This is a genomic window from Microbacterium sp., from assembly GCF_026393345.1.
Taxonomy (GTDB): domain Bacteria; phylum Actinomycetota; class Actinomycetes; order Actinomycetales; family Microbacteriaceae; genus Microbacterium.
The window spans coordinates 27,642-51,356 of the sequence record NZ_JAPLAI010000039.1 but is presented as its reverse complement, the minus strand read 5'-3'; the positions used below and the strand labels follow the sequence as shown (position 1 = coordinate 51,356).

Genomic DNA, 23,715 nt, shown 5'->3' with positions numbered 1-23,715 from the left:
CGCTACGTCGGACCAGCTCCGCGAAGACCAGAGGACGTCCCCGGCTGGGACCCGGTCATGGTCGCACCGACGGGCTACTCTCCCACCCCCTGAAATCCTGCATCGTCCTTACCTTCACACCCCGGAGAATCCACGTGACCGATCCAATCCTCATCCCTGCAGATCTTCTACCCGCTGACGGTCGTTTCGGCTCAGGGCCGTCAAAGGTCCGACAGGAGCAGGTCACCGCCCTCGCCGGTGTCTGGCAGTCCTACCTCGGCACCTCGCACCGCCAAGCGACCGTGAAGTCGCAGGTCGGCTGGCTGCGCTCCGGGCTCGACGACGCGGTCGTCGAGGACATCCGCGCCGTGACCGAGGCCTCGGGCTCCCTGATCACCAAGGTGATCCTCGAGACCGCTTACCTCGACGATGAGCAGATCGCCCGCGGCAGCCGCCTCGCCGGGGCGGGCGGCGCGGACTTCGTGAAGACCTCCACCGGTTTCGCCGGCGGCGGTGCGACGGTCGAGCACGTGCGGATCATGCGCGAGAACGTGGGTCCCGGCGTCCAGGTGAAGGCATCCGGCGGCGTCCGGAGCCTCGCCACAGCGCTCGAGATGCTCGACGCCGGCGCCACGCGTCTCGGCACGAGCGGCAGCGCCACCATCCTCGGCGAGCTGCGCACCCTACTCGCCGGCGGCGACGCGTCCGGCGCCGTCGACACCACGTCGTACTGACGCCGCCGCCGCCGCGCCCGTCTCCGGACCGGCGCGGCGGTCTCAGGTGAGTGCGGCGCGCACCTTCGCGACGTCGTCGGCGATCTGCAGCGTCAGCGCGTCGACCCCGTCGAAGGCGACCATCGGACGCACCCGGTGGGCGAACTGCACCTCGACGTGATGACCGTAGAGGTCGAGATCGGTCTCGTCCAGCACGTACGCCTCGACCTGACGCACCGGTACATCGTCGAACGTCGGGTTCGTGCCCACGCTGATCGCGGCCGGGTACCTGTTGCCGGGCCGCAGTCCCGCATCCTCGTCCACCAGCCATCCGGCGTAGACGCCGTCGGCGGGAAGGAACCCTTCCAGGTCGGGCGACAGGTTCGCGGTGGGGTAGCCGAGCTCGCGGCCGCGCTTGAGCCCGTGCACGACCTCGCCCCACACCGACGGGGCGCGGCCGAGCAAGCGCGTCGAACGCTCGACGTCGCCCTCGGCCATGAGCTCCCGAATCCAGGTGGACGACACGCGACGGCCCTCGTCGATGGCGCGCACATCGTCAACGACGGCGACGCGGAACCCCGCGCGGTCGCCGAGGGCGGTCAGCGTGTCGGGGGTGCCGACACCGCCGGCGCCGAAGCGGAAGTCGTGGCCCACGAGCACGGTCCGGGTGTCGAGCGGGCGGAGCACCCGCGCCACGAACTCCTCCGGCGACAGCGCCGCGAGAGCGTGGTCGAAGGTCAGCACGAGCACGGCGTCGACGCCGGTCTCGGCCAGCAGGCGCACCTTCTGGGTGACGCCGATGAGGCTCGGCGGGCACAGCTCGGGGCGGAGCAGCGCGAGGGGGTTCCGGTCGAACGTGACGGCGACGACCGCGGCGTCGCGGGATGCGGCGTCCACCTGCGCGCGTTCGATCACGGCGCGGTGACCGGCGTGCACGCCATCGAACTTGCCGATCGCGACGACGGAGGGGCCGAAACCGTCCGGGACGTCCTCCGGACGGCGGAAGACGGTCACCATGTGGACCGCGATGCGACGGGCTCGACAAGGTCGGCGGTGCGTCCGGGTCGGTGGGTCCACAGCCACCGCAGGCCGAACAGCGGGAGAACGAGGGGGATGAAGAGGTAGCCGTCGCCGTACAGCGACCAGACCGTCGGATGCTGGAACAGGTCGGGCAGCACGATGCTCAGGGTGCCGACCACGAGCACGCCGACGAGCTCGAAGCCGATGGCGACCCAGGCGACGCGGTACCAGGCGATCGACTCGGAGAAGACGAGCGCGAGCGTCGCGAGGATGTACACCACGGCGGCACCGGCAGAGAGTCCGTAGGCAAGCGGCGCCTGGTCGAACTCGCTCACGATCTGCACGAAGGAGCGCCCGGTCGCGGCCAGCGCCATGATGCCGTAGACGACGACGAGGACGCGGGCGGCGCCGGTGATCCGGCGGCGGCGAGGGGCGGTGGTCATGACGGTATCCATCCTAGTTCTCGTGCGGATCAGCCGATCTGCACGGTCCAGATGACCTCCATGCGCCACACCATCACCGCGACGGCCAGCGCCGCGACGCCGAGGACGACGGTGCTCCACCGGCTGCGCTCGACCAGCGCCCAGGCGACGCCGGCCGGCGGCACGATCAGGGCGGAGACGAGGTACACCCAGAACTCCAGCGGATTGCCCCGGGGCGGGTTGCCCGCCCCGGGCGCGACGATGGCGATGACGACCTGGGCGATGAGGAGGAGTTCGACGAGGGCCAGCACCCCCACGGACAGATCGCTCGGCCGGCGCCCGGCGAGGCCCAGCACGATGCACAGAAGTCCGCCGACGGCGGCGATGCCGACCTGCACCAGGGTGAACCACAAGATCATGAGCGCTGCTCCTCCGGCATGTTCATCACGCTGCGCACGTCGTCGCCGCGTCGTTCCACGATGCCCACGAGCGCGCCGTCGGGGTCGATGGCCGCAGTCTGGGGCCCCGGCAGGGTGGCTCCGAGACCGGGAAGACGCTTGCCCTGCCGCAGATCGCGGGCCTGAGCCGCGTCGACGGCGAGGGCGGGCAGCACGCGAGCGGCCACATCCGCCGGGGTCTGCAGCCGGGTGGCGTCGATGCCGTCGATGCCGCAGGCGCTCTGAACGTCAAAGGCGCCGATGCGGGTTCGCCGCAGTGCCGTCAGATGACCGCCGACGCGCAGGTCACGGCCCAGGTCGCGGGCGAGCGCGCGGATGTACGTGCCGCTGGAGCAGTCCACCACCACGTCGAGATCGATCGCCGCCGCGCTCCGGCGCGCGGCGAGCACCTCGAAGCGCGAGACGGTGACGCGCCGGGACTTCAGCTCGACCTGCTCCCCCGCGCGGGCGAGGTCGTACGCGCGACGTCCGGCGACCTTGATGGCCGACACCGTGCTCGGCACCTGCTCGATCTCGCCGGTGAGCCGCGCGATGCCCGCAGCGACGGCGGTGTCCTCGACCGCGGCGAGGCCGGCCGCATCCGCGGTCTCGAGGATCTCGCCCTCGGCGTCGTCGGTCGTCGTGTCAGCGCCGAGCCGGATGGTCGCGAGATACGTCTTGTCGAGCCCGACGATGTAGGTCAGCAGCCGTGTGGCAGGCCCGACGCCGAGGATCAGCAGCCCGGTCGCCATCGGGTCGAGCGTTCCGGCGTGGCCGACCTTGCGGGTGCCGAGCGCCTTCCGCGCGCGGGCGACGACGTCGTGACTGGTGATGCCGCCCGGCTTGTCGACGAGGAGGACACCGGTCGGGTCGGATGCGGGCATGCTTTCCAGCCTACGGGCTGCGCCTACGCTGGTTCGGTGCCCGCTGCCCCCGCCCTCGACGCCGTCGCGCTGCAGGAGTGGTTCCGGGATGCGGCGCGTCCCCTGCCGTGGCGGGAGCCGGGTTTCGGCGCCTGGGGGGTGCTGGTGAGCGAGTTCATGCTGCAGCAGACCCCGGTGACGCGGGTGATCCCGCGCCTGCGGGAATGGCTGACCGCGTGGCCCACGCCGAGCGATCTGGCCGCCGCTCCGCCGGCCGACGCGGTGCGCCGGTGGGCGAACCTCGGCTATCCCCGGCGCGCTCTCTGGCTCCACCGCGCCGCGGTCGAGATCCGCGACCGCCACGACGGTGTCGTCCCACGGGACGTTCCGGCGCTCCTCGCCCTCACCGGCATAGGCGACTACACGGCGCGGGCCGTCGCGGTGTTCGCGTACGGCGACCGGCATCCGGTCGTCGACACGAACACCCGCCGCGTCATCGCCCGCGCGGTCGAGGGCAGGTCGCAGCCCGGCCCGCCCGCTCGCCGCGACCTGGAGGCGATGGCGGAGCTGCTTCCGGAGGACCGCGAGGATGCCACCCTGTTCAACGCCGCGATGATGGAGCTCGGCGCGATGGTCTGTACCGCCCGCGTCCCGCGCTGCGACGCATGCCCGCTGGCGCATACGTGCGCGTGGCGGGCAGCAGGCTACCCGGACACGGGCGATACCCGAAGACGACAGGCCCGGTACGAGGGCAGCGACCGGCAGGCACGCGGAGCCGTGCTCCGGATGCTGCGGCATGCGCCCGACCATGCCGCGCCCACGGACGCCGTGATCGCGGACTGGCCGGACGTGCGGCAGCGGGATCGGGCGATCGACTCGCTCATCGCGGACGGCCTCGCCGAGGCGATCGACGGGATGCTGCGGCTGCCGCACTGAGCTCGGCCAGGGTGCTCAGTTCTGGAACGACCCGTAGACCTCGACGGTGTTCGCGGCGAGCTGCGCGGAGAACTCGTCGACGTCGATCCCCCGTTCGGCGGCGAGGAACCGAACGGTGACCGGGACGAGATAGGGCGCGTTGGGGCGACCGCGGAACGGCGTGGGCGTGAGGAACGGCGCATCCGTCTCGACGAGGATGCGATCGAGCGGGGTGATCGCGAGCGCGTCGCGGAGATTCTGCGCGTTCTTGAACGTCACGTTGCCGGCGAAGGAGAGGTAGTAGCCGCGGTCTGCGGCGATCCGGGCCATGTCGGCGTCGCCGGAGAAGCAGTGGAACACGGTGCGGTCGGGTGCGCCGACCCGCGCGAGGGTCTCGAGCACGGCGTCGTGGGCGTCGCGGTCGTGAATCTGCATCGCAATCCCGTGCTTCTTGGCCAGATCGATGTGCGCCTCGAAGCTCGTGAACTGCGCCGGCAGCCCGTCCTCGTCGGTGCGGAAGAAGTCGAGCCCGGTCTCCCCGATCGCGCGCACCCGTGGCTGCGCCGCGAGTTCGTCTATGACGGCGATCGCTTCGTCGAGCCGTCCGGCGGCGTCGTAGAGCGGCGCCTCATTCGGGTGGATGGCGACAGCGGCCAGCACCCGGGGGTGGGATGCGGCCGCCCATGCCGACCACCTGCTGGACTCGATGTCACCGCCGGCCTGCACGACACCGGCGATACCGACCTCGAGCGCGCGATCGAGCTGCACGTCGAGTGACATCGCCGCCTCACCGTCCTCGATCTCGAGGTGGCAGTGGTTGTCGTAGACCGAGACCGCGAGCGGCTCGGGAGCGGGCGGATAGGACACGTCCCGGGCGCCCTTCTCCCGCTGACGCACGTACTGGCTCGGGTCAGTCGGACGGTCGTCCTGGCCGGGTCCACTCACCGCAGCATCCTTTCTGTCACCTTCGCCACCTGCCGCGCCGACATCGCCACCGTGTCCCATTTTCTGTCGCTATGAGGGGGTCATAGCGACAGAAAGTGGGACATGTTCCGCATATTTCGGGACATGCCGGGTCGGATCAGGCGTTCTCGATCCGCGGGAACAGGGGGCTGAGGCCGTTGACCGAGCTGCCGGGGCGAAGCGCACCCCACTGCCCGGCCTCGCGCAGGGGCTGCTCGTCGAGCCGGCCGATCGATTCGGCGGCGCCGAGCGCGATCCAGAGCTTCTCGGTGGCGATCGGCATGACCGGCGACAGCAGCACGGTGAGGGCACGCAGACCCTCGGCGGCCGTGTACAGCACGGTGCCGAGCCGCTCGCGCTCGGCCTCGTCCTTGGCCAGCGCCCATGGCTCGTGCTCGGTGATGTAGCCGTTCAGAGCGTCGACGATCGTCCAGATGGAGGCGATGGCCTCGTCGATGCGGAAGCGCTCCACCGCCGCATCCGCCGTCGTCACGGCATCTGCGACGACCCGCTGGATCGCGAGATCGGCCTCGGTGTACGCAGCGGGCGGCGGCACGATGCCCTCGTAGTAGCGCTCGATCATCGCGACCGTGCGGGAGGCGAGGTTGCCGAAGCCGTTGGCGAGCTCGGCCTGGTAGCGGGCGGCGAGGTCCTCCCAGGAGAACGAGCCGTCCTGCCCGAACGCGATCGCGGAGAGGAAGTAGAACCGGTACGCGTCCGAACCGAACACATCAGTGATCTCGGTGGGCGCGATGCCGGTGAGCTTGGACTTCGACATCTTCTCGCCGCCGACGAGCAGCCAGCCGTGCGCGAACACGCCGCGCGGCACCTCGAGGCCCGCGGCCATGAGCATGGCGGGCCAGATGACGGCGTGGAAGCGCAGGATGTCTTTGCCGACGACGTGATAGGCGGGCCAGCGGCGTTCGAACTGCTCCGGGTCGACGCCGTAGCCGACAGCGGTGGCGTAGTTGAGCAGGGCGTCGACCCACACATAGATGACGTGCGTGTCGTCCCACGGCACCTTGATGCCCCAGTCGAATGCGCTGCGAGAGATCGAGAGGTCCTTCAGGCCCGACCGCACGAACGAGATGACCTCGTTGCGGGCGGACTCCGGGCGGATGAAGTCGGGACGCTCGCGGTACAGCTTCAGCAGCGGCTCGGCGAACTCGCTGAGCTTGAAGAAGTAGTTCTTCTCCTGCAGCAGTTCGAGGGGCTTGGAGTGGATGGCGCAGACCTTGAGGCCCTCGAACTCCCCCGTGCCGTCGGCGATCTCCGCCTCGGGCTTGAACTCCTCGCAGCCGACGCAGTAGAGCGCCTCGTACTCGCCGGCGTAGATGTACCCGCGGTCGTAGATGGCCTGCACGAACCGCCTGACGCCCTCTTCGTGGCGCTCCTGGGTGGTGCGAATGAAGTCGTCGTTGGAGACGTCGAGCGTGGTCAGTAGCGGGAACCACGCCTCGCCGACGAGCTTGTCGACCCATTCCTGCGGGGTCACGCCGTTCGCCGCGGCGGCGCGCAGCATCTTCTGGCCGTGCTCGTCGGTGCCGGTCAGCATCCAGGTGTCGTCTCCCGACTGGCGATGCCAGCGCGCGAGCGTGTCCACGGCGACCGTCGTGTACCCGTGGCCGATGTGAGGCACATCGCTCGGGTAGTAGATCGGCGTCGTGATGTAGAAGGAACGGCCGTTGCTCACCCGTCGATTCTAGGCGGGCGGGTGGGGGTCACCGGGCAGGGCCGGGTTCCGTTACAGCCCGGCCGGGGGCTCGCCCGCGATGGGTGGCTCGGTTTGCGAGCCACGGCGGCCGAGACCGAGATCCCGGCCCGGTCCCTTGCGCCGCACCGGGCGACGATATTCGGGGATGCCACGCAACGGATCACGGCGGGCGCCCTGACCCGTATCCCACCCGAACCCCGCCTCGAACTTGGCGCGGAGGTGAGCGACCGCGTGCTCGAGACGCCGCAGGCCCTCGTCGGTGAGGTAGTACCAGCGCCATTGCTCCTCGGCGCGCACGTCCACCATGCCGGCGTCCCGGAGCAGGCGGAGATGCTTGGACACGGCGGTGCGACTGATCGCGAATTCGGCGCCCACGGCGGCGGCGAGCTGGCCGGCGGTGTGTTCGCCGCTGGCGAGGATGTCGACGAGACGGCGCCGCGCCGGGTCGCCCATCGCGGCGAAGACGTCGACGTCTCGCGGCGCAAGGCCGAGACTCCAGCGGATACCGCTCTCTTCGCGGTCGGGCAGTCGGTCGAACATGCCGTGACGGTACGCCGGGCCGCCGACACGCCCGCCGTTCCTCCACTCTCCCGATTTCGCATGGGGGTCCCCGTGGCGACCGGTTCCGCCGGGTGCGGGTCGGTTCCCCCGGGTGCGGGCCAGTTCCGTCCGGTGCGAGCGGTCCCGGCGGTGGACGACCCCGCTCGGCCGATCGTGAAGAGGCCTCGGAAACGGCATTCAACCTTTTGCTCACACAGCTGCGATCACGGCCTCGCGCCTGGCAGCGACAGGGCGGTCCTCTCTTGGGCAGACAGTTCGACACCTGTGTGAGCAGGATGTTCAACAGCGGTGCGAGCAGAGGTTCAACACGGGTGAGCAAAGAGTTCACCACGGCTGTGAGCAAAGAGTTCACCCCGGGTGTGAGCAAAGAGTTCACCCCGCGTGTGAGCAGTTCACCACCTCTCTGAGCAGAAAGTTCACCACCTGTCCGAGCAGAAAGCTCACCACCTGTGTGAGCAGAGAGTTCAACGCGGATATGGAAACCATGCGAGGTGATCGAACGGTGCGGCATATCGCGCCCCGCCTTCACCGCATACCGCGCACCCGCGCCCCACTCCACCGCGCACCCGCGCCCCACCTCCACCGCGCACCCGCGCCCCGCCCCCACCCGCATCCCGCTCCGCACACCCCGCGAAGCGCACGACGCAGGCACACCCCGCGAAGCGCACGATGCAGGCACACCCCGCGAAGCGCACGACGCAGGCGCACCGCTCGAAGCGCAGAGTGCACCCTGCAGAGCGCACCCTCACCCGCCATGCGCGACCGGCCGCCCGTCGCGTCAGCGAGGCAGCGCGACCCTCAGCCGCGGACGGCGAGCGCGGCCTGGTACAGCTCCCGCGAGGAGTGACCGGTGTGGGCCGACACCTCGCCGGCAGCATCTTTGAGGCGCACGCCGGCACGGGTGAGCTCGAGCACCTGGGTCACCGCATCCGGGAACGCCACCACGCGCGCCTCGGCACCGGCGACGACGACGACGATCTCGCCCCGCACGCCCTCCGCCGCCCACTCGGCGAGTTCGGCGAGCGTGCCGCGACGCACCTCTTCATGCAGCTTCGTCAGCTCGCGGCACACGGCGGCGCGGCGGTCGGCGCCGAAGCCGACCGCGAGATCCGCGAGGGATGCGGCGAGCCGTGACGGGCTCTCGAAGAAGACGAGGGTGCGCCGCTCCCCGGCGAGCGCCGTCGCCGCGGCGCGGCGGTCGGAGCCCTTCCGCGGGAGGAACCCCTCGAACGCGAAGCGGTCGGTCGGCAGGCCCGAGACGGCGAGCGCGGTCACGACGGCGGACGGGCCGGGGATGGCGGTGACGGTCACGCCCTGGGCGGCCGCCTCCGCGACGAGCCCGTACCCGGGGTCACTCACGGTCGGCATGCCGGCGTCGCTGACCACGAGGACGTCCTCGGTGGCGGCGAGGGCGACGAGCTCGGCGGCGCGCTGCTTTTCGTTGTGGTCGTGCAGGGCGACGAGCCGAGGCCGGTTGGTGACCTTCAGGCCCGCGAGCAGGCGCTGCGTCGTGCGGGTGTCCTCCGCGGCCACCACGGTGGCGTTCTCCAGCGCCTCCACCAGGCGGCGCGAGGCGTCACCCAGATTGCCGATAGGCGTCGCCGCGAGGATGATCACCCGGCCAGCATAGGCTGGGCGCGTGACCGCGAGCATTCAGCCGTTGCTGCCCGAGACGCGGTCGTCGCTGCGTGACTCCCGGTCGCTGCTGCCCGGTCAGCGCCACTCCCGCTACGACCGCTGGATGGGCCGGGTCCACTCCCAGCCCGCCCTCGCCCGCCGTGTCGACATCTGGGCGCCCATCCTCGTCACCCTCCTCGCCGGCGTGCTGCGTCTGATCGGTCTCGGGCACCCGGGCACCCTCATCTTCGATGAGACCTACTACGTCAAGGACGCCTGGACGCAGTGGAACCTGGGATACACCGCCGAGTGGCCGAAGGATGCGGACGCCTCCTTCGCGAACGGTGACACCGACGTCTTCACCCCTCAGGCGAGCTTCTCCGTGCACCCGATGCTCGGGAAGTGGCTGATCGGCATCGGACTCTGGGTGTTCGGCGCGGGCGACCCCTTCGGCTGGCGCATCATGACCGCGCTGTTCGGCACCGCTCTGGTGCTGCTGGTCTACCTCGTCACCAAGACCCTCACCCGCTCGACCCCGGTCGCGACCCTCGCCGCGTTCCTCCTCGCGATCGACGGTCTGGGGATCGTGCTCAGCCGGGTCGCGCTGCTCGACGTGTTCCTCGCGTTCTTCGTGCTGCTGGCGTTCTGGTTCGTGCTCCTCGACCAGCGCCGGCACACCGACCGGCTCGAGGCGGCGCTCGCTGCTGGCGACGCTCCCCGCTGGTGGGGACCGCTGCGATGGAACCGACCATGGCTGATCGCCGCGGGAGCCGCCGCGGGCGCCGCCACGGGGGTGAAATGGTCCGGCCTGTACGCGCTCGCCGCGCTCGGGCTGTACGTCGTGATCACCGATGCGGTGACCCGGCGCCGGCTGCGCGTCACCCTGTGGCCGGCGGATGCGATCCGCCAGGGTCTCGTCGCCTTCGTGCTGCTCGTACCCACCGCCTTCGTGGTCTACCTGTCCACGTGGGCGCCGTGGCTGCTCTCCGACGGCGGCTACGACCGCCACAGCGCCGACCTGTCGCCCGCGACCGGGTTCTGGTCCTGGGTGCCGGTGTCGCTACAGAGCCTGTGGCGCTTCCACCAGGCGGTCTACCGGTTCCACGTCGGGCTCTCGACACCGCACAGCTATCAGAGCCCGGCCTGGCAGTGGCCGCTCCTGGTCCGCCCCACCTCGATGTACTGGCAGCAGGACGGCGACACGGTGCAGGCAGTTTCCAGCATCCCGAACCCGCTGATCTGGTGGGCGGGCGTGGCCGCCGCGCTGTTCCTGCTGTACCGCTTCATCCGCACCCGCCGGGCCACGTACGCGTTCGTCCTGACCGGCCTCGCCGCCACCTACGTGCCGTGGCTGCTGTATCCCGAGCGCACGATCTTCCAGTTCTACACGATCGCGGTTCTGCCGTTCCTGGTCATCGCGATCGCGCTGGCTGCCCGCGAGATCGCCGGCAGCGCGGACGCGGACCGGCGGCTCGCCGGCCAGCGGGTGGTGTGGGCCTTCCTCATCGTCGCCACCCTGGTCTCGGCGTTCTGGTACCCGGTGTGGACCGCGACGCCCGTGCCGTACCTGTTCTGGCGGCTGCACAACTGGCTGCCCACCTGGATCTGATCGGCCGGGAGCGAGCGACGAGCCGCACGCCAGCTACGGCGCGTCCTCCGGCTGAACCCCGTCGACCGCGGCCTGCAGCCGGGTGAGGGTGTCGATCACGATGCGCGTCTCCTCCGGCGTCATGTCCGCGACGGCAGCCAGCATTCGTTCGTGCATGGCCCCGAGGGTCTGGCGCACCTCCTCATCGGTGCCGCGCGTCGGGACGACGTAGATGCTGCGCCGGTCACTGAGATGGCGTTCCCGCCGGACGTGCCCGGACCGCTCCAAGCGGTCGACGACCGCGGTCATGGATGCGGTGGACACCCCGAGGTAGCGCGCCAGCTCGCCGGGCGGCACGGAGCGCCCTTCGCGCTGCGCCTTCAGCAGGTAACGGAGCACGAGCAGGTCGTTTTCGCCCATTCCCATCGCCTCGCGAGTGCGACGGCGCATCGCCACCTCGGCCGCGCGGTACACACGGAAGGTCTGCAGCAGCTCGACCGCCCGGCGATGACGGGCGTCGGCAGTGTCGGCATACCAGTAGCCGCTGCCGGTCTCGGTCCCTTCGGGCATGGGTTCGATGATAGGGCTGCCTCTCACGCCCGCGGCGCCAGCGCGCCGGGGTCCGTCGTGGGCAGGCGGCAGACGAACCCGCGGCAGTCGTAGGCCGTGGCGGAGCCGTCGCGGAGCTCACGGTCGTCGAAAAGGGTGAATCCGGCGGCCGCGAACGCGCGCACCTGGTCCGCTGTGGCGACGGCGACGACATCGGCTTGCACCTGCCGCGCCGCTTCCCGCATCGGCCGCTCCGTCGCCGCCGCGACGACCACGATCTGCCGGGGCGGGCGGGCCAACTCCGCCACGACGCGCAGCACCGCCCCCTGCGCGGCCGGTTCGGCGAGGGCGCGCGGCGCCACCCGTCCGACGAGTTCCTCCGCCCGCTCCCGATAGGACTCCCCCGCGCCGAACCACCACAGTCGCAGCGCGGCCCCGGCGAGCGCGGCGGTGCCGCCGGGCTGATCACCGTCGGACTCCTCGCCTGCGGGCACGCCGAGCGCCGTCAACGCCGGGTCCCCCGTCACCTCCGCCGCCGCGTCCACAAGGTCGCGCGCCTGCTCGGCGTAGACCACCTCTCCGGTGACGGCGGCGAGGTCGAGCATCCCGGCCGCCAGCAGGCCCACGTCCGCAAGGGTCGCGGGTGCGGGCGAGACGATCTCATCGAGCGAGGCGCGCCGCAGCGACCCGTCCGCAGCGACGTTCGCGCCCATGACGGCGTCGACCGCGCGGCGCGCCGCCCCGACAGCGGTGTCATCGCCGGTCATCGCGCCGAACCGGGCGAGGGCAGAGACCGCCAGCCCATTCCACCCGGTCACCACCTTCCCGTCGAGCGCAGGGGGCTCGAGCCTCGCCCGCTCCGCCGCATCCCGGGCATACCAGCCGCCCTCACTGCGCTCGCCGTCGATCCACGACTCCGAGTCCTGCGCGGCCGCGAACCCGCCCTCGGGTCGCTCCAGCACCTCCCGCAGGAACCCGGCGACGCCGCGAGCGATCCCGACCTCGCCGAGCTCGACCGCAAGCTCCAGGAGGCCCGCGTTGTCGGTCAGCATCCGCTCATAGTGCGGCACCGTCCAGTCCCGCCGGGTGGCGTAGCGGAAGAACCCGCCGTCGAGGGCGTCACGCAGGGGCGACGCCGCCATCGCACGGAGGGCTCGCTCGGCGACCGCGGCAGCCTCCGGCGCCTCCGCCACCACGAGCGGCGAGCGGAGGAACCGGAGGGCCGGGACCGTCGGGAACTTCGGTGTCGTGATCGGGGCGCCGGATGCGGCGAAGCCGCCGTACTCGCGGTCCTCCAGGCCGGCGAGGTCCCGCGCCGCCGCGACGATCCGCGCCGCGTCGGGCACCGGTCCCGCGGTGGTGCGGGCAGCTTCCGCGAGCGCCGCCCGCAGCGCGGTCGAGGTGTCCTGCACCTGTGCGCGCCGCTCGGTCCATGCCTCGGTCACGGCGGCGAGGACATCGCGGAAACCGGGCAGGCCGCCCCGGGCGGCCGGGGGCCAGTAGGTGCCCGCGAAGAAGGCCGCCCCGTCCGGAGTCGTGAACACGGTGAGGGGCCACCCGAGCTGCGGCGTGAATGCGGCGGCCGCGGACAGGTACGCCCGGTCGACGTCGGGGTGCTCCTCCCGGTCGACCTTGACCGACACGAATCCCGTGTTCAGCTGCGCGGCGGTGGCTTCGTCTTGGAACGATTCCCGCGCCATGACGTGGCACCAGTGGCAGGTGGAGTAGCCGATCGAGATCATGACCGGCACGTCCCGGCGCCGCGCCTCGGCGAACGCCTCCTCCCCCCACGGCCGCCAGGCGACCGGGTTCCCGGCGTGCGCGCGGAGGTAGGGGCTGGCGGAGTCGGACAGCGCGTTCGTCACGCCCCCACGGTAAGCCTCCCGCGTTCATACACAACCCGTCCGGGAGGACGGAACCGCTGTGATAGGAAAGGTGGGCGGAAGGCCGGCTTTCCGTGATGCGGTCGTGCGCTCCAGGCACACGCTCAAGGCACGGTGGAGGAGGCGGGGTGGCTCAGAGACTGCCCGCTGCGCCCCCGGTGCTTCCCGGCTTCTCCTATGTCCGACCGTTGGGCACGGGTGGCTTCGCCGACGTGTTCCTGTTCGAGCAGGACATGCCCCGTCGGCCGGTCGCGGTGAAGGTGCTGCTCGAGGACCTCGTCGACGACGGGCTGCTGCGGATGTTCAACGCCGAGGCCGACGTCATGGCCCGGCTGTCCGCGCATCCGTCGATCCTCACCATCTATCAGGCGAGCATCTCCTCCGACGGTCGTCCCTACATCGTGATGGAGTACTGCCCCACGTCGCTCACCTCCCGATACCGGCGGGAGGAGATCCCGGTGGCGGAAGTGCTGCAGGTAGGCGTGCGGATCGGTTCGGCACTGGAGACCGCGCACCGTTCCGGGCTGCTGCACCGCGACATCAAGCCCTCCAACATCCTCATCACCGCGTTCGGCGCCCCGGTGCTCTCCGACTTCGGGATTGCCTCCTCGGTCTCCGGCCGGGGCGAGGACGAAGTGTTCGCCATGTCCGTGCCGTGGAGCGCACCGGAGATCATCGACGAGAAGGTCGCCGGCTCCGTCGCCGCCGAGGTGTGGAGCCTCGGGGCGACGCTGTACTCGCTGCTCGCCGGCCGGAGCCCGTTCGAACGCGACGGCAGCGGCCGCAACTCCCGCGATCAGCTGAAGGCCCGCATCCGTCGCGCCGCCTACACGCCGACCGGGCGGGGCGATGTCCCGCCGAGCCTCGAGGCGGTGCTGCAGCGGTCCATGAGCCGCGACCCGGCTGCGCGCCAGTCGTCCGCCGCGCAGCTCGCCTACGAGCTGCAGCTGGTGCAGCACGAGCTCGGCCTGCCGCACACCCCGATGGAGGTGGCTGTCGACGAGTGGGCGGCCGCCGGGACCCCGGTGTCCTTCGACGACGACCGGATGCGGGGGCCGGTGCGCCCCGCCGTGCAGTACTCGTCACGACGCCCCGCCCGCTCCCGCAGCACCGGGGGCCGCCGCCCCGATGAGGGCACCGTCCTCGCCGGCGCGGACCCCGGTCGCCCCCGGCGCACCCGCACCGTCGCGATCGCGGTGGTCCTCGCGGCCATCCTCGTCGTCGCCGCCGTCACGGTCACCCTCCTCGTCGTGGGGGGCGGCTGAACATGGCGAACCAGCGGGACGAGCCACGCGCACGGCGACCGTGGATCGTCGCGGCCGCCATCACCGCCACCGTGGCCGCGGTGGCCGTGATCGCGGTGGTCTGGCCCGGCTTCGACGCGCAGCAGACCCCGCCCGACGACGGCACCATCTGGGCGCTGCAGGCCGGGGACGGTCGGCGATACGCCCGGGTGAACACGGTGCTCGGCGAGCTCGACACGGTCAAGCGGGTGGCGAGCCCGAGCGGGATCGTGCAGCACGCGAACGAGCTGTTCGTCTACGCCGACGGTGACACCCGATTCGCGGAGGTGAACACCGCCATCCCCGCGGACCTTGACAGCGATGAGGACGAGGCGTTCCACAACACTCCGGCGGGCACCGTCGCCGTCGCCTCCGCCGGCACGCACATCGCGTACCTCACCGATCGCGGCGCGGTCTACGGCTCCTCGCTCGACAGCGGGGACGCTGCCGTCGCGATCGACCCCTACGCCGATGACGACCCGGAGGCGGAGGATCGTCGCACGTTCGTGGCCAGCGCCATCACGGTCGACGAGGACGGCGTGGTCTACGCCTACTCCGCCGAAGAGGGCCGGGTGATCCGGGCGGATGCGGTCAGCGGTGAGGTGCGCGGTTCCGACGAGGTCGCTGACGGCCCCACCGAAGACGTGCAGCTCACCGCGGTGGCGGGTCGCTGGGCGATGCTCGCCGCCGACTCCGGCGACGTCTGGGTTCGCGGCTCCGCCGACCCGGTCGAGTCGGGCGCCGTGGGCGGGGTGCTGCAGCAGCCCTCGACCTCGGGAGACACCGTGTACCTCGCGGACGGCACCGGGCTGTTCGCGGTGCCGCTGGACGGATCCGGCGCCCGCCGCGTGACCGCCGAGGGAGCGGCCCGCGGCATCCCCGCAGCTCCCGCAATCCTCGATGACGTGGTCTACGCGGCCTGGCTGCCGCAGACCGGTCCGTCCGGGACGCTGTGGACCTCGACGGGCGGGGACACCGACCTGGACTACGCAGACGGCGAGCTCGGCGACGACATCTCCCCCTCCTTCCTCAGCAACGGCTCGCGGATGATCCTCAACGAGACCCGTTCGGGCTGGGTGTGGACCCTGCCCGACGGCAAACTCGTCCCCTCGTCCCAGCAGTGGGACGTCGACGCGGAACAGCCCACGGTGCAGCAGGAGGACGTCACGGCGGAGCGGGTCGTCGACCCGAAGCCGCCGGTCGCAGTCGACGATGCATTCGGGGTCCGCGCGGGCCGCTCAGTCGTGGTGCCGGTGCTGCTGGCATCCGTCGAAGGACTCGACCCCGGCTTCGGCACGGTCGTCACCACGAACGAGCAGCAGGAGCTCGTCGTACAGGTGGCCGCCGGCGCCACCGGCTCCGCGACGTTCCGCTATCGCGCCACCGACGGCACGAGCGCCGCCGGACTGCTGTCGGAACCGGCGACCGTGACCCTCACGGTCGCGGCGGACGACGTGAACACCGCACCGGTGTGGTGCGGTGTAGAGGGCTGCCTGGCCACGTGGCCGACCCCGGAGGTCGTCCCGGGCGGCACCGTCACCGTCGACGTCCGCGAGGGGTGGGTCGATCCCGAGGGCGACCCGATCTACGTCTCCTCCGCGGTGAACCAGTCCGGTATCGGCTCGCTCGCCCTCGACCCGCAGGGCACGGTCACCTTCCAGCATCCGAACCCCAACGAAGCCCAGGCGCAGAGCATCCCGATCGCGATCTCGGTGTCCGACGCGCGCGGCCTGTCCACGCCCGCGCAGCTCGACATCGCCGTCACCCCGTCCCCGCAGCTGACCGCCGAGTCGTTCGCGGTCATCGGATCGGTCGGCCAGCCGTTGACCGTCGACGTGCAGGCGCACGTCACCGGCGCGCACGGCGGCGTCGCCATCCGCTCCGCCACCGCGATCGAGGATGCCAGTGGCGACATCGTCGTCAACAGCCTGGCCGGCAGCTTCGTCTTCACCGGGGGCGCGGCCGGCAGCTACGTGCTGCAGTACGTCGTCGCCGACGATGTCGCCGAGGCCGCCGGCACGGTGCGCGTGACGCTGGTGGATGCGGCGCAGACGCAGATCTCGACCCCGCCGCTGACCGCGTTCGTCCGCCCCGGCGAGGACGCCACGATCGATGTGATCTCGGCGGTGACGAATCCCGCGGGTCTCGTGCTGCTCGCCAGCGACGTGCGCATCGAACCGGATGCCGCCGCATCCCTGTCCGTGGATCTCGTGGGCGAGAGCATGCTGCGTGTGGCGGGCACCACCGACTCCGGCCAGCCGGGCGTGCTGGGCGTCGTCCGGTACACCGTCTCCGACGGCACCGGCAACGGATACACCACCGCGATGGGCGAGGTCACGGTCGTGCTCCTGCCCGCCGCGATCGCGGAACCCCCGATCGCCGTGGACGACGCGGTCACCGTCCGCGTCGGAGCCCAGATCGACATCCCGGTGCTGCAGAACGACACGGCGCCCGCCGGTGCGCAGTTCTCCATCGACCCGTCCACGATCACGAACGACGACGGCGCCGGTCTGGCATTCGCGACCGGCCGGCTGCTGCGCTATCTCGCCCCCGACGAGGCCGGCACCTACACCGTGGGATACACGATCTACCGGCTCGGGTTCCCGGACATGACCGACACCGCGCGGGTGACGATCACCGTCATCTCGGACGAGTCGAACTCCGCGCCGCTCCCCCGCACCCTCATTGGCCGGGTGCTCAGCGGTTCGACGGTATCGATCCCGTTCGACCGGTTCGCGGTCGACCCGGATGGCGACAGCGTGGCACTCGACCGCATCGCGACCCAGCCCGCCCGTGGCTCCGCCGCCGTCTCCGCGACGGGCGATGCCATCCTCTACACCAGCGCTCCCGGCGACAGCGGGCAGGTGTCGTTCACGTACCAGGTGCGTGACACCCAGGGATCCACCGGCACCGGCGAGGTGCGCGTGGGCGTGCTCGATTCCGAGTCCGATCCCGCCCCGGTCACCTACAGCGACTACCTGCAGGTACAGGTCGGTGCCGAGGGCGAGGCCCGCGTCTACCCGGCCGATAACGACATCGACCCCGCGGGCGGCGACCTCGAGGTCATCGACGTACGTCCCAACGCCGAGGTCGGCACCGCGGAGTACGACCATCTGGAGAGCATGCTGGGCGACGTCTCCGAGGACGGCGAGGTGACGCTACGCGCGGGCACCGAGCTCGGCACCTACTCGTTCGCCTACACGGTGCGAAACGCCTTCGGCGACACCGCCATCGGCCTCATCGTGCTGAAGGTGGTGCGCGACCCGGTGCCCGATTACCCCGTGGTCCGCGACACCACCCTCACCGTCGAGACGCGCAAGGACTTCCCGTCCGGCGTCGACGTACTCGACGGCAAGGTGTCATGGAACGCCGGCGATCCGGACGCTCTCTCGCTGACCCTGTGGGGCGACCCGCCCGCCGGTGTCACGGCGAGCGGCGGCCGCATCGCGGGCGCCGTGCCGGACGAGACCCTCCTCATCCCGTTCGAGGTGACGGGAACCACGTTCGACGGCACCGAGGTGACCTCCTACGGCTTCCTCCGGGTGCCCGGTACCAATGACCTGCAGCTGACGCTGCGCGCTTCCGCCGCCTCCGTGGACGTCAACGAGCGCCAGAGCGTGGAGTGGGACATGGCCAAGGCCGTGGCGCTCCCGCCGCGCGCGACGATCGAGGTCGGCACCAAGCTCGCGGTCGGTGGCGCCCGCGCCGAGGCCACCTGCGAGATCGTCTCCGGCACCGTCGTGCGCTACACCGCAGGTGCGGGCTCGCCGTGGAGCGACTCGTGCACCGTCCCGGTGCGGCTGGAGGGCCAGGACCTCTACACGTATCTCGCGGTGCAAGTGCGGGTCATCGCGGAGGACCCGCAGCCCGAACTCCGCGCCGCGGCACTGACCGTGAGCCCGGGAGCCTCCGCCACCTACGACCTGACCGACATGACCAGCTGGGCCGGTACCGAGGACTGGGCGTCGCTGCGCTACGCGCTGTCGTACGTCGGCGACCAGTTCACCGTCGTGCAGGAGGGCACCACGGTGACGGTGACGGCGAAGGATGCGTCACGCCCCGGGCGCCAGGAACCGGTCACCGTCACCCTGCCCAGTCACTCCGATGTCGCCCCCGTCACGCTGCAGCTGACCGTCGGTCCCGCGCCCTCGACGCTTCCCAAGGGTGCCACCCTGACGCAGCAATGCAGCCAGGCCACCGGCAGCGGCTGCACCATCACCGTCATCGGTCAGCCCGGCGAGGTGAACCCGCTACCCGGGACGCCGCTGCGTCTCGTCGCGGTCGGCGCCACCTCCGGCGGCGTCTGCACCGGCGTCAGCTTCTCGGTCGCCAGCGCCACCGCCCTCCAGGCCTCGTGGTCGCCGGATGCGGACGGCACCCGCTGCACCGTCGGATTCACCGTGGAGGACGCCCAGGGCCGCCAATCCAGCGGTGACCGCAACGGCCAGGTGACCCTCGACCTGCAGGGCTTCCCGAAGCCGCCCAACAGCGTGGTGCAGAGCGCCTTCGCCGACCGGTCCATCACGCTGCGGGTCGACCCCGGTCCCGCCGCCAACGCCTACCCGGCGCTGCAGGGCTTCCACGTCTACGACGGGGCGCGTCTGGTCACGAACTGCGACGCATCCGGTGCCTGCCAGCCGTTCACGGTCGACGCGAACGGGCAGCAGCGCACCTACGAGGCGCGGGCCTTCAACGCCACCGGCGAGTCCCGCACCGGCGTCGCGGTGAAGGCATGGGCGTACCGTCCGCCGGTCCTCGGCGACGTGACGGTCGAGCCGGTGTACGACGCGCGGCGGACCACACTCGACAGCGGCGCCGTCCGCATCCGGATCGCGAACGCCGACCCCGAGGTGAAGTCGTACACCGTCACCGGCGCGTCGACCGAGGTGACCCGCTCCCCCGGCGAGACGACGGAGGTCGTCGTGACGCTGCCGGTCGGATCGCAGACGGTCACCGTCACCCCCAACAGTGCGAATGCGGCCCCGGACGGCAGCGGCTCCGTCGGGGCGACCGTGTCGAAGGGCGTGACCGTCGCGGGGCTTCCCACGACGGGTGCCGTCACCGTGGCGGGCGAGGCGAAGAACTCCATCACGGTGACCTCGCCCGGGATCAACCCCAACGGCAGCGCGCGGCCCACCAAGATCATCTACGTCGCGTTCGGCGAGGGCGGCGACTACTCGTGCCAGGTGGATGCGGAGGGCACCCTGGTCTCGGCGTCGGGCGGGGTGACCTCGAACACCACCACCATCAGCGGACTGAATGAGAACACCAAGTACGCGCTCGGCGCGTGCGTCAGCAACGGCTTCGGCTTCGCCAAGGCCGGCACCGCGATCGGCTGGGCGTGGGAACCGCCTGCCGCCCCCGCCACCGCCACCTACGGCATGGACCGCGACTCCCGCGGCGGGACGGTCACGTTCACCGCCACCCGCCCGAGCGTGCCGAACAAGCCGGGTTTCGAGACGGTGATCAGCGGCTGGCAGCCCGCCATCGGCGCCGAGGGCTCCATGACCGCCAAGTACTGCGTCTACGGCTCCCAGCAGTCCCGATGCGGTGCGGCCACGACGGTCACCGCCGCCGATCCGGCGCAGGCCATCCAGGCACGGCTCTACGATGCGGCCCTGCAGTGCGTCGCCGGTGGGCGGCTGACGGGCACGCTGGGACAGCAGCCCGGCGGCGGCGGACTGGGAACGGTCGGAGTCGACGGCGCGAGCGTGCAGTACTTCGACAAGTACTACCTGCCGATCATCCTCGCTTCCGACGCAGACCCCACCCAGGTGCCGGCGAAGGCGCGCTACGTGTCCGCCGACGTGACGTTCACCTGGAAGACGACCGGCGGCGCGCAATACGGGGTCGACACCTTCAGCCTCAGCTACCAGAACTGCTCCGGCACCGTCGACGACCCGGAGCCCACGCCCACCAACACCGGAGGAACCAACCCATGACCATCACCCCCGAGCAGACCGCGTGGTTCCAGGAGACGTTCAAGGCGCTCGTGGAGAACGTCGAGCAGGTCGTGCTGGGCAAGCGTCACGTGATCGAGCTGGCGTTCACCGCGATGCTCGCCGAGGGACACCTGCTGCTGGAGGACTTCCCGGGGACGGGCAAGACGTCGCTCGCGCGGGCCATGGGCCAGTCGGTGCAGGGCACGAGCAACCGCATCCAGTTCACCCCCGACCTGCTGCCCGGGGATGTGACCGGCATCACGGTGTACGACCAGAAGCGCGGCGAGTTCGAATTCCACCCGGGCCCGATCTTCTCGAACATCGTGCTGGCCGACGAGATCAACCGGGCGAGCCCCAAGACGCAGTCGGCGCTCCTCGAGGTCATGGAGGAGGGCCAGGTGACGGTCGATGGTGTGACTCGGCCGGTCGGTGCCCCCTTCCTCGTCGTCGCCACCCAGAACCCGGTGGAGCAGGCCGGCACGTATCGGCTGCCCGAGGCACAGCTCGACCGGTTCCTGCTGAAGACCTCGCTCGGCTACCCCGATCACGCCGCGACCGTCCGCATCCTCGAGGGCTCCGCGCAGGTGCGCCGCGAGGTGAACCCGGTCGTCGCCCCCGACGCGGTCGTCGCGATGTCCGCGTTCGCGCGTTCGGTGTACCTGAACCCGCTTGTGCTGGACTACATCTCGCGCATCGTCGACGCCACCCGGCACGCGGCGCAAGTGCGCCTGGGCGTCAGCGTCCGCGGCGCGCTGGCCCTCACCCGCGCCTCACGCGCGTGGGCCGCGGCGCACGGGCGCGGATACGTCACCCCGGACGATGTGAAGGCGCTAGCCGAGCCCGTCCTCGCGCACCGGCTCATCCTCGACCCGGAGGCGGAGTTCGACGGGGTCACCGCCGGGGCGGTGATCGGCCAGGTCATGCTCGATGTCACGCCGCCCAGTCAGCGAGAATCCGTGTGAGCACCGACACCTCCTCGCGCCACACCCGCACCAGCGGGTCGACCTCGACGTCCACGCATACCCGCACCCGCTACGACACGTCGCGGCAGACGACGGTCATCGTCGTCGGCGGCATCCGGTTCTGGCGCCGGGTACGTCGCTCGGCGGCGCGGTCGTGGACGGCGATCGCATCGACCGTCACGCCCGCGGGCTGGCTGCTCATCGCCGTCGCCGCCGTGGGACTCGGGGCCGGGCTGCCGTTCGGATGGATCGAGTTCGCCGTCGCCGGGATCATCGCCGCCGTCCTGCTCGTGTGCGCGGTGCCGTTCCTGTTCAGCGCCCGGGCGTACGACGTCACGCTGGAACTCGCTCACGACCGAGTCGTGGCCGGGGATGCGGTCACCGCCCGGCTCCGCGTCGTCAACGTCGGCTCCGCGGTGGCCCTCCCCGGGCGCGTCGACGTGCCGGTGGGCGATGGCCTGGTGGATGTCGCGGTGCCGCTGCTGCGGAAGGGCGCCGCACACGATCAGATCATCGACATCCCCGCCGCCCAGCGCGGCATCATCGACGTGGGGCCTGCCCGCACCGTCCGCGGCGATCCGCTCGGCATCCTCCGCCGGGAGATCGCCTGGGAGGACGTGCACACGCTGTACATCCACCCGGTGACGACCTCGATCCCCAGCACCGCGACCGGGTTCGTGCGGGATCTCGAAGGCAACCCGTCGACCCTCGTCGTGGACTCCGATATCTCCTTCCACGCGATCCGCGAGTACGCACCGGGCGACTCGCAGCGGCAGATCCACTGGAAATCGACCGCCAAGACCGGCACGCTCATGGTGCGCCAGTACGAGGAATCCCGCCGGTCCCGGATGGTCGTCGTCCTCGCCGTCGCCGAGGACGAGTACGCCGACGAAGAGCAGTTCGAGCTCGCCGTCAGCGCCGTCGGCTCGATCGGTGTGCGTGGCATCCGCGACGGCCGGGACGTGTCGATCGTCGTCGGCGGCGAGGTGCCGGAGTTCGCCCGGCGCGCTGTCCGCACCTCGCGGGACCTCACCACGATCACCAGCCGGACCCTGCTCGATGACCTCGCCGGCCTCGACCGGGCCGAGCACGTCACCTCCCTCGGCGCCGCAGCCGCGCTCGCGGTCGAGACGCACCGCGACGTGTCGATCGGGTTCTTGGTGTGCGGATCCGTCCCGACGCTTCGGACGCTGCAGCACGCGGCACTGTCGTTCCCGCCGGATGTGGGGGTCGCCGCGCTCGTCTGCGATCCGGCCGCCGAACCCTCGTACCGCACGATCGGCGGGGCGAGCGTCGTCACCATCGGCCTGCTCGAAGACCTGCGGCACATCCTCGCGCGGAGCGCGCAATCGTGAGCGTCCCCGCCGGCCCGCCGCTGCGCCGCACCCGCGCGGTGCGCAGCCGGGCGCGCTCCCGCACCGAGCTGATCGCCACGATCGGCGATGTCGCCTTCCTCGACGCGCTCCTCGCGATCGGCGTCGCCGCCTGGTGGCCGGTGTTCCGGCACCCGTGGCTGTTCGCCATGGCGGCGGTCGCCATCGCGCTCGCGACAGCCATCGCGATCGTCGGCGCCCGGCGACGCTGGCCCGCCTGGCTGGTGGCCGCCGTCACCGCCGGGGTCTACCTCGTGGGCGGTGTGCCGCTGGCCGCCCCTACCGCCCTCACCGACCTGCAGACCCTGCCCGGCATGTTCGTGTCGGTGCTCACCGCGCCCGCGACCGGGTGGAAGAACCTTCTGACCCTGGATCTGCCGCTCGGGGTCTACCAGGCGACGCTCGCGCCGGTCTATCTGCTGTTGCTGGTGGCCGGGGTCCTCGCCCTCTCCCTCGTGCTGCGGGGTACCCGCGCCTGGGCGCTCGGCGCCCCGCTCGCCCTCACGGTGTTCGTCTTCGGCGTCGTGTTCGGATCGAGCGCCGTCACCGGCACCGCCCACCTCGGCCCGTGGACGCTGCCGGGAACGCTGGAGGCCGCCACCGGTGTCGCCGCCGTCGCCGTGGCCATGGCCTGGTACCTGTGGCGTGCGGTGTACACGCGCCGCGCGGCCCTCCGCACCGCCCGCGACGCCACCGGCGTCCGTGCCCCGGCTCGCGCCCGTCGCACCGTCGCCACCCGGCTGCTGGCCGGTGCCGCCATGGCACTGATCGCCCTCGTGGCCGGCCTGGCCCTGGCCCCCGCGGCCCTCGCCGGCGCCACCCGCGACGTGCTCCGCACCGACATCGACCCGCAGATCCGGGTCCGCGAGGAGCTCAGCCCCCTCACCGACTACCGTGCCGCGTTCAGCGACGACACCTACGACGCGGTGCT

17 protein-coding genes and 1 pseudogene are annotated in these 23,715 nt (G+C 71.4%); 8 read left to right on the top strand and 10 right to left on the bottom strand.

The window, feature by feature from the left end:
* The first annotated feature begins 134 nt into the window (after nucleotides 1-134).
* Nucleotides 135-713 (top strand): deoxyribose-phosphate aldolase, encoded by a 579-nt coding sequence (gene deoC / locus NT132_RS06605; protein ID WP_297786649.1) that lies wholly within the window; start codon nucleotides 135-137, stop codon nucleotides 711-713.
* A 42-nt stretch (nucleotides 714-755) separates the two neighbouring features.
* On the opposite strand, the gene NT132_RS06600 is transcribed toward deoC, so the two are convergent.
* The 4 genes from NT132_RS06600 to truB are packed head-to-tail and all read right to left on the bottom strand — an operon-like array spanning nucleotide 756 to nucleotide 3,455.
* Nucleotides 756-1,706 (bottom strand): bifunctional riboflavin kinase/FAD synthetase, encoded by a 951-nt coding sequence (locus NT132_RS06600; RefSeq protein ID WP_297786662.1) that lies wholly within the window; start codon nucleotides 1,704-1,706, stop codon nucleotides 756-758.
* Nucleotides 1,703-2,155 carry a hypothetical protein gene (locus tag NT132_RS06595; protein ID WP_297786646.1) on the bottom strand — a complete coding sequence of 151 codons (453 nt, stop codon included), beginning with the start codon at nucleotides 2,153-2,155 and terminating at the stop codon, nucleotides 1,703-1,705. Before NT132_RS06595 ends, NT132_RS06600 begins: the two co-directional genes overlap by 4 nt.
* A gap of 29 nt (nucleotides 2,156-2,184) precedes the next feature.
* Nucleotides 2,185-2,553 carry a hypothetical protein gene (locus NT132_RS06590; protein WP_297786644.1) on the bottom strand — a complete coding sequence of 123 codons (369 nt, stop codon included), beginning with the start codon at nucleotides 2,551-2,553 and terminating at the stop codon, nucleotides 2,185-2,187.
* The gene (truB, locus tag NT132_RS06585) at nucleotides 2,550-3,455 is read right to left on the bottom strand and encodes a tRNA pseudouridine(55) synthase TruB (protein WP_297786642.1); all 906 of its coding nucleotides are present in this window, start codon (nucleotides 3,453-3,455) and stop codon (nucleotides 2,550-2,552) included. The genes NT132_RS06590 and truB overlap by 4 nt, the downstream gene beginning before the upstream one ends.
* A 36-nt stretch (nucleotides 3,456-3,491) precedes the next feature.
* Here truB and NT132_RS06580 point away from each other — a divergent pair, with 36 nt between their 5' ends.
* Nucleotides 3,492-4,370, top strand: a complete 879-nt coding sequence (locus NT132_RS06580; RefSeq protein WP_297786639.1) for an A/G-specific adenine glycosylase — start codon at nucleotides 3,492-3,494, stop codon at nucleotides 4,368-4,370.
* Between the two features lie 15 nt (nucleotides 4,371-4,385).
* Here NT132_RS06580 and NT132_RS06575 read toward each other — a convergent pair whose 3' ends face one another.
* The 4 genes from NT132_RS06575 to rsmI all read right to left on the bottom strand — a co-directional run bounded on the left by NT132_RS06575 (nucleotide 4,386) and on the right by rsmI (nucleotide 9,204).
* On the bottom strand, nucleotides 4,386-5,294 hold the full coding sequence (locus NT132_RS06575; RefSeq protein WP_297786636.1) for a TatD family hydrolase: 909 nt from the start codon (nucleotides 5,292-5,294) through the stop codon (nucleotides 4,386-4,388).
* 136 nt (nucleotides 5,295-5,430) lie between these two features.
* On the bottom strand, nucleotides 5,431-7,005 hold the full coding sequence (gene metG / locus NT132_RS06570) for a methionine--tRNA ligase (RefSeq protein ID WP_297786631.1): 1,575 nt from the start codon (nucleotides 7,003-7,005) through the stop codon (nucleotides 5,431-5,433).
* A gap of 51 nt (nucleotides 7,006-7,056) precedes the next feature.
* Complete coding sequence (locus NT132_RS06565; protein WP_297786628.1) at nucleotides 7,057-7,566, bottom strand: metalloregulator ArsR/SmtB family transcription factor; 510 nt, start codon at nucleotides 7,564-7,566, stop codon at nucleotides 7,057-7,059.
* Nucleotides 7,567-8,385: 819 nt separating this feature from the next.
* A complete protein-coding gene (gene rsmI, locus NT132_RS06560) occupies nucleotides 8,386-9,204 on the bottom strand; it encodes a 16S rRNA (cytidine(1402)-2'-O)-methyltransferase (protein ID WP_297786624.1) in 819 nt (272 codons plus the stop codon).
* Nucleotides 9,205-9,226: 22 nt separating this feature from the next.
* Here rsmI and NT132_RS06555 point away from each other — a divergent pair, with 22 nt between their 5' ends.
* On the top strand, nucleotides 9,227-10,813 hold the full coding sequence (locus tag NT132_RS06555) for a phospholipid carrier-dependent glycosyltransferase (RefSeq protein ID WP_297786621.1): 1,587 nt from the start codon (nucleotides 9,227-9,229) through the stop codon (nucleotides 10,811-10,813).
* Nucleotides 10,814-10,846: 33 nt separating this feature from the next.
* On the opposite strand, the gene NT132_RS06550 is transcribed toward NT132_RS06555, so the two are convergent.
* The gene (locus NT132_RS06550) at nucleotides 10,847-11,362 is read right to left on the bottom strand and encodes a MarR family transcriptional regulator (RefSeq protein ID WP_297786617.1); all 516 of its coding nucleotides are present in this window, start codon (nucleotides 11,360-11,362) and stop codon (nucleotides 10,847-10,849) included.
* Nucleotides 11,363-11,385: 23 nt separating this feature from the next.
* The gene (locus NT132_RS06545) at nucleotides 11,386-13,206 is read right to left on the bottom strand and encodes a DUF255 domain-containing protein (protein WP_297786614.1); all 1,821 of its coding nucleotides are present in this window, start codon (nucleotides 13,204-13,206) and stop codon (nucleotides 11,386-11,388) included.
* 146 nt (nucleotides 13,207-13,352) lie between these two features.
* Here NT132_RS06545 and NT132_RS06540 point away from each other — a divergent pair, with 146 nt between their 5' ends.
* From NT132_RS06540 to NT132_RS06520, 5 genes and pseudogenes are all read left to right on the top strand, one after another.
* A complete protein-coding gene (locus tag NT132_RS06540; RefSeq protein WP_297786610.1) occupies nucleotides 13,353-14,489 on the top strand; it encodes a serine/threonine-protein kinase in 1,137 nt (378 codons plus the stop codon).
* A gap of 2 nt (nucleotides 14,490-14,491) precedes the next feature.
* Nucleotides 14,492-20,449, top strand: a complete 5,958-nt coding sequence (locus NT132_RS06535; protein WP_297786607.1) for an Ig-like domain-containing protein — start codon at nucleotides 14,492-14,494, stop codon at nucleotides 20,447-20,449.
* On the top strand, nucleotides 20,446-21,411 hold the full coding sequence (locus NT132_RS06530) for a MoxR family ATPase (protein ID WP_297786604.1): 966 nt from the start codon (nucleotides 20,446-20,448) through the stop codon (nucleotides 21,409-21,411). The genes NT132_RS06535 and NT132_RS06530 overlap by 4 nt, the downstream gene beginning before the upstream one ends.
* Nucleotides 21,408-22,766, top strand: a complete 1,359-nt coding sequence (locus NT132_RS06525; protein ID WP_297786601.1) for a DUF58 domain-containing protein — start codon at nucleotides 21,408-21,410, stop codon at nucleotides 22,764-22,766. Before NT132_RS06530 ends, NT132_RS06525 begins: the two co-directional genes overlap by 4 nt.
* A pseudogene (locus NT132_RS06520) lies at nucleotides 22,763-23,715 on the top strand (transglutaminase domain-containing protein); the annotation flags it as partial. The gene NT132_RS06525 and the pseudogene NT132_RS06520, both read left to right, overlap by 4 nt.

What these genes read in the sequence shown, in the direction of transcription:
- NT132_RS06565 (WP_297786628.1), bottom strand. Translation starts at nt 7,566, where the DNA reads ATGTTCGACCGACTGCCCGACCGCGAAGAGAGCGGTATCCGCTGGAGT.
- NT132_RS06595 (WP_297786646.1), bottom strand. Translation starts at nt 2,155, where the DNA reads ATGACCACCGCCCCTCGCCGCCGCCGGATCACCGGCGCCGCCCGCGTC.
- truB (WP_297786642.1), bottom strand. Translation starts at nt 3,455, where the DNA reads ATGCCCGCATCCGACCCGACCGGTGTCCTCCTCGTCGACAAGCCGGGC.
- NT132_RS06550 (WP_297786617.1), bottom strand. Translation starts at nt 11,362, where the DNA reads ATGCCCGAAGGGACCGAGACCGGCAGCGGCTACTGGTATGCCGACACT.
- NT132_RS06530 (WP_297786604.1), top strand. Translation starts at nt 20,446, where the DNA reads ATGACCATCACCCCCGAGCAGACCGCGTGGTTCCAGGAGACGTTCAAG.
- NT132_RS06535 (WP_297786607.1), top strand. Translation starts at nt 14,492, where the DNA reads ATGGCGAACCAGCGGGACGAGCCACGCGCACGGCGACCGTGGATCGTC.
- NT132_RS06590 (WP_297786644.1), bottom strand. Translation starts at nt 2,553, where the DNA reads ATGATCTTGTGGTTCACCCTGGTGCAGGTCGGCATCGCCGCCGTCGGC.